Below are 5,458 nucleotides of genomic sequence, written 5' to 3'. Positions count from 1 at the left end.
AAAACTGGCAAAATTACCGAAGCCACCCAAATCGGTTTTCTCGAACGTAAATTGCAACGCGATCTGCGCCAAAATTGGCAGGGAAGCACCCAAAATAAGCAAGCCGCTAATTTTCAAGTAAAGGTCAATCAAGACGGTCAGATCGTCAGTTATCAGCCCGCAGGGACGACAAATGCCGCTCAGTCTAACCTGACTCCTTTAGCCAAACTTGCTATTAAAAACCCCGATGCCAATCAAGCGATCGGTAATTTTAATGTCGTCTTCAATCCGACAGGTTCGATCGACATCAAACCCGCCGTACCATTAGAAGGGACGATGAATTTAGGCAAAGCTATCGACGATCCTAAATTGCAGACAACTCTGGCAGATAAACTCAAAACCACCCTCGAAAAATCCTTAACTAGCACCAAACCACTCGATACTCAAAATCTCGACTATCGCGTCGCCGTCACCACCACTGGCGAAATTGCCGATTATGAGCCGACAGATCGCCGTGCTTATGACAATGAACCCAAAACACCCCTACCCAAATTAGCCAAATTCAACGCCCAAGCAGCGATCTCACAAGAACCACTCGCTCAATACAAAGTCACATTTCAACCCGACGGCAAAATTATCGTCGCCCCGAAATAAACTGCGCTAACGTGCAAATATATTGCGCTGTATGCGGTTGACACCCCCAGCCAGGACTGCCAAAATAGAAGCTATATGGGCAAACTTACTCCATCGCTAACTAAATCGAGATTTTGGCAGTTAGTACCTTATACCCTGCTGGGTACGAGCTTGTTTGCCTGGGTATCTAATGCCCATCTCAACCAATTTCTCTCTGTATATGTAGTCTTACTCGCCGCACAATCGGGCACCGTAGGCATCTACCTGCTCGTGGGTTGGCTCAAATCGAGAAGTCGTCAGCATTTATAGCCAATTTAATGTCTTATCCAGGAGCGGATGACTGATGCGGAACCGAACAGCAGCAATATTAATTTGTTTTTTTGGCGGTTATTTTGGGGTTCATAAATTTTATTTAGGCCAAGTTACTCAAGGGATAATTTATTTAATTTTTTGTTGGACTTGTATCCCCGCACTAATTTCTTTTTTTGAATTCTTGGGTCTATGCTTTATGACCGATCGCGAGTTCGATGCTAGATTTAATTATGATACTAGTAGCCCGAATATGCTCGATCGCGCTACCAGTTATCCCGTTGCTCCATCCAATCGATCGAAAACCGAAGCTACTGCTACTCTATACGAACTCAAAAAGTTGTATGAAGACGGCATTATCACCGCCGAAGAATACGAATCCAAACGTCGCAAAATGTTAGAAGATATCTAAATTAGGTTTTAGGTTTTAGGTTTTAGGGGAAAGTGAATAGTGGATAGTGGATAGGTTTTGGAAGCAATCGAACTCCTTACTCCTTACTCCTTACTCCTTACTCCTTACTCCTTACTCCTTACTCCTTACTCCTCTGTCCCCCATCGTCTGCATTCAAAATTTTGCTTATGTCTAATGCAGCTTTAAAAAGAATTCCCGATTGGATTTGGTGGTCTTTGTGTCCGGTATTTGGAGCTTTGACGATCGCTTATGCTGGCTATTTGACAAAGACTGATAGGTGGTTGCAAATCGGTGGGGGGATGGGTGCGATCGTACTTTTAGCCTCGATGACTGGATTTTCGTGGCTGGTATTTTTGGCAGTACCGATTCAATTTGGCATTGCAATGAGTATTAAGAATCCGTTTCTAATTAAAAGTGCGCCGCGAGGGGCAATTTTACCAACAGATCGCCAAACCGCCGAATTAATTGCCAATGTTCGCGGCAAAGTCGATATCAATAAATGCTCGAAAGACGAGCTGGTACACGTACTGGGGTTACCGATCGTTTATTCTAATAATATCGAATTAATTAAAGCCGAAGGGTATATGTTTACCCATGTCGAAGAACTCACCGAATTAGCTGATGTTCCTGAAAAATACTGTGAAGCGATCGAACCAATGATTGCTTTTAATTATTACGAAAAAATTGCCGATCCGATCGATTGGCAACGCTTAAATATTCTGCCAATGTCCGAACTAGTCGAATTAGGACTCGATCGAGCTAGTGCTAACATTATCTGTGAAGAACGGCAATTACACGGTGCCTATCGATCTCTAGTCGAAGTTAAGCGACGCACTGGTTTACCCATCGCCGTCTACAAGCATTTACTCTAATTGCTGCTTAGTTAGGAATAAGATCCGTTCCATCACCGACTGGGGATGAATCCCCTAAAGCCTATCTCCTGCCAGATATCAAAAAGCCCCAGCCTGAAACCAGTCTGGAGCTTTTTAATTAGTTACGGAGAAGGTGGGATTCGAACCCACGGTAAGTTGCCCTACACAGCATTTCCAGTGCTGCGCCTTCGACCACTCGGCCACTTCTCCAACACAGTTGTGCGGATTTTGTCGCTTACCTAGTATACCGCAGACTTTTACCAACTGTCAACTATTTTGGGAGCGGGACTGGAGACGGGACATAGCAATTAATTATTTCGTCCGCAATTCAACTCGCTCGTTCAATCGATTTTGCCGCTCCTGCCAATCGGGTAAAAGGCTTTCTAGCAAATTATAAAAGCTAGTCGAGTGATTGAGAAACCGCAGGTGACAAAGTTCGTGAATGATGACGTAATCGATGCAGTCTTTAGAGGCACTAATCAACAACGGATTGAGAAAAATTCTCCCGGCTGGGGTGCAGCTCCCCCAACGTTTGGACATGGTGCGGAGTTCAAAGCCGTGCCCTTCAATATCATGGGATGTGACTAGTTTGGTACAGTATCGATAACGTTCGCTAAATACGATTGTTGCTCGATCGCGAAACCAATTAGCGATCGATCTTTCGACATGTTCCCTGTCGAATGGGGTGGGTGTATTAACTTCTAATCTACCTTGCCAGAGCCGAATTTTGTCGCTCGAACTTTCAATTAATTTTAAGCGATATTGACGACCTAAATAGCGGTAACCTTCGCCAGAGACACATTCGGGTGTGGGTAATGGTAGTGCATATCGATCGAATTGACGTTGTTGTTTGGCAATCCAGGCAGCACGATGAATGATTTTTGATTCGATCGATTCTAATGTTGCATCTGCTGGGGCTTTGACAATAATACTACTGTCGGGATGGACTTCGATCGCGAGGGTTTTGCGCGGGGAATATTCAAGGGCGAAGGTAATGTTTTTGCTGCCATAAGGCACGCGATGAATCTCAGTTGACTTCATAGTTTTCGGCAATTTTGAGGATCTTGACAATTAGTTCGTCTAAGTCTCCCCAAGCAATAAATAAATTGTGAGTCTTTTTTAAGTCGTGAACTAAATCGTCAATTTCATTCATCATCCGGTTTTGAATATCTCGATCGTGTTGCCAATCGCGAATTTTATTTTTGGTGATAATGTTTTCAATGCCGATCGATAGTAATACAAATACGTCTGAATTATTGGGATCGCTATTGATACCGCCGTCGATTGAAATCGAGGCTGGTGATGCAAAGTCCGCCTGCGCGGACTGGGTTATATATGTGGACTTTGCTTCACTAACAACGGACTGGATTGTGTAGTCCGCGTAGGCGGACTTTGCATCATGAGCCGAGACTTTAGTCTCTAGGCTCTCTAAACTCTCTAGGCTATTAGATAATTTCGCTTGCAAAACGTTGTAAAATGCCCGTGCTTGAGGACGGCTTTGGAGGGGTGCGGGAACGGTATCTGCGCCGCCACTGCGGACGGTTTCAAGACACGATCGCATTTGTTGGAGATATTCGATATCGCCGAGGCGTTTGGCGCGGTGGGCATCGATCGCGGTTTGAATTAATTGACTCAGACGCAGGTATAATACGGGATCTTCTTCCATCCGTTCGATCGCGACTTTTTTGATTCTAGCGGCAATTGCGTCAGCCTGAGCGGCTGTCCCCACGATACTTTCAATTTCGGCGTTGGATCGATCCAAATCGAAAATATCCACGGGTTCGATGATGGTAATAAATTCCGATGCGCCGATTTCTTTTTCTACCATCCGCCGAATTTGGTCGGTATATTCGGAATAGTCTACTTTTTCGCCATACCTAATTTTGACTAGATCCCGCAGCTTGAGCCAAGATTTTAGATCTTGAAGATATCGTTGTTTGGTAGATTCGGGAGTATCGGCTTGGAAGGGGGCATTACTGAGAGCGAGTCTGAGATTTTTGGCGAAGTCTCTCAAGGCTGCATAAAATTCGTCCCGACGATCTTGGGGTTCGAGCCACTGCTGGAGACTTTCGGTATCTTGAAGATTAGTCACGCCTTTAAATACATCCCAGACAGCCGCATGGATTGTGGGCAGTTTGGCAATTTCTACCCGCACGTCTACCAGCGCACCTTCAATATCCTCGCGATCGAACCCTTCCCGCTCCAGGGCGGCGTAGATTTCTAGAGCTTGGTTCATTTCGCCAAAAATGCCCCGATAGTCGATTACCAGTCCGTATTCTTTGCCTTCAAATACCCGATTTACCCGCGCGATCGCTTGCAAGATATTATGTTCTTTGAGGCGTTTATCGATGTACAAAACCGCATTGCGCGGCGCATCGAAACCAGTCAGCAGTTTATCGACGACGATTAATAAATCTGGTGCATCGTCACCATCACCATCCTTAAACTTTTCAATTAGCTTGTCTTGATAATTTTTGGGTGTGCCATAAATCGCCATCATATCTTTCCAAAAGCGTTGCACTTCCGAAAGATCGGCTTCATTGACAGTATCATTATCTTCGCGGGTATCGGGGGGTGAAATAATTACATCCGCTCTGATTTTGCCCCAACCATTAATTAACCTTTGATAAGTAATCGCGGCGCGTTTGCTAGAGGTGGCGAATTGCCCTTTTAATTTCGTACCTTTAAAATGTTTGTCGAAGTGTTGACTGAGATCGTAGGCGACTTCTCGCATTCTTGCATCCGATTCATACAGCGGTTCGGCACTGGTAAACTTACGTTTTAAGTCGGCTTTTTGCTCTGGGTTTAGATCGGATGTAATGCGATCGAACCATTTATCGACAGCTTCAGTATTTTTGAATTCACTCTCTCGCCCTTCATACACGATCGGTACTACCGCTTTATCGCCTACCGCTTTGGGCATAGTATAAGAGTGAATAAAGCCGCCGAACTTCTGGGCGGTACTTTTATCCTTTTTGAGTAATGGCGTACCTGTGAAGCCGATATAACAGGCATGGGGGAACACATTTCGCATCTTGGCGTGAATTTGTCCGTACTGGGAACGGTGGGATTCATCTACTAACACGAAGATATTCGGGCTGGGATTTTCACCCTTTTCTCTGGCTACCGTATCAAACTTATCGATGACAGTCGTAATAATTTCAGCTTTGGGGAGATTGAGTAATTCGAGCAGATTTTTACCACTTTGAGCCTGAGTCGGTGGTAATTTACAGTTCCGAAAAGTAATGGTAAG

Annotated in this window: 5 protein-coding genes, 1 tRNA gene and 1 pseudogene; 4 read left to right on the top strand and 3 right to left on the bottom strand. The window is 44.8% G+C overall.

All coding sequences use genetic code 11. The features are described 5' to 3' along the window. From Q0R35_RS12905 to Q0R35_RS12890, 4 genes and pseudogenes are all read left to right on the top strand, one after another. Positions 1-633 (top strand): annotated as a pseudogene (locus tag Q0R35_RS12905) (hypothetical protein); the annotation flags it as partial. Between the two features lie 75 nt (positions 634-708). Then, positions 709-921 (top strand): hypothetical protein, encoded by a 213-nt coding sequence (locus Q0R35_RS12900; RefSeq protein ID WP_295618704.1) that lies wholly within the window; start codon positions 709-711, stop codon positions 919-921. 34 nt (positions 922-955) lie between these two features. Then, positions 956-1,333, top strand: coding sequence for an NINE protein (locus Q0R35_RS12895; RefSeq protein WP_295618701.1), 378 nt, complete (start codon positions 956-958; stop codon positions 1,331-1,333). A gap of 167 nt (positions 1,334-1,500) precedes the next feature. Further along, a complete protein-coding gene (locus tag Q0R35_RS12890; RefSeq protein WP_295618698.1) occupies positions 1,501-2,205 on the top strand; it encodes a helix-hairpin-helix domain-containing protein in 705 nt (234 codons plus the stop codon). A 125-nt stretch (positions 2,206-2,330) separates the two neighbouring features. Here Q0R35_RS12890 and Q0R35_RS12885 read toward each other — a convergent pair. The 3 genes from Q0R35_RS12885 to Q0R35_RS12875 all read right to left on the bottom strand — a co-directional run. Further along, a tRNA-Ser gene (locus Q0R35_RS12885) sits at positions 2,331-2,415 on the bottom strand. Positions 2,416-2,517: 102 nt separating this feature from the next. Beyond that, positions 2,518-3,246, bottom strand: coding sequence for a SprT family zinc-dependent metalloprotease (locus Q0R35_RS12880; protein WP_295618695.1), 729 nt, complete (start codon positions 3,244-3,246; stop codon positions 2,518-2,520). Further along, positions 3,233-5,458, bottom strand: a 2,226-nt coding sequence (locus Q0R35_RS12875) for a DEAD/DEAH box helicase family protein (protein WP_295618692.1), incomplete at its 5' end; no start/stop codon positions are given. The genes Q0R35_RS12880 and Q0R35_RS12875, both read right to left, overlap by 14 nt.

Source organism: Chamaesiphon sp. GL140_3_metabinner_50 (assembly GCF_025361915.1).
GTDB lineage: Bacteria > Cyanobacteriota > Cyanobacteriia > Cyanobacteriales > Chamaesiphonaceae > Chamaesiphon.
The sequence above is the reverse complement of the archived record's forward strand: the minus strand, read 5'-3'. Positions and strand labels throughout refer to the sequence as shown.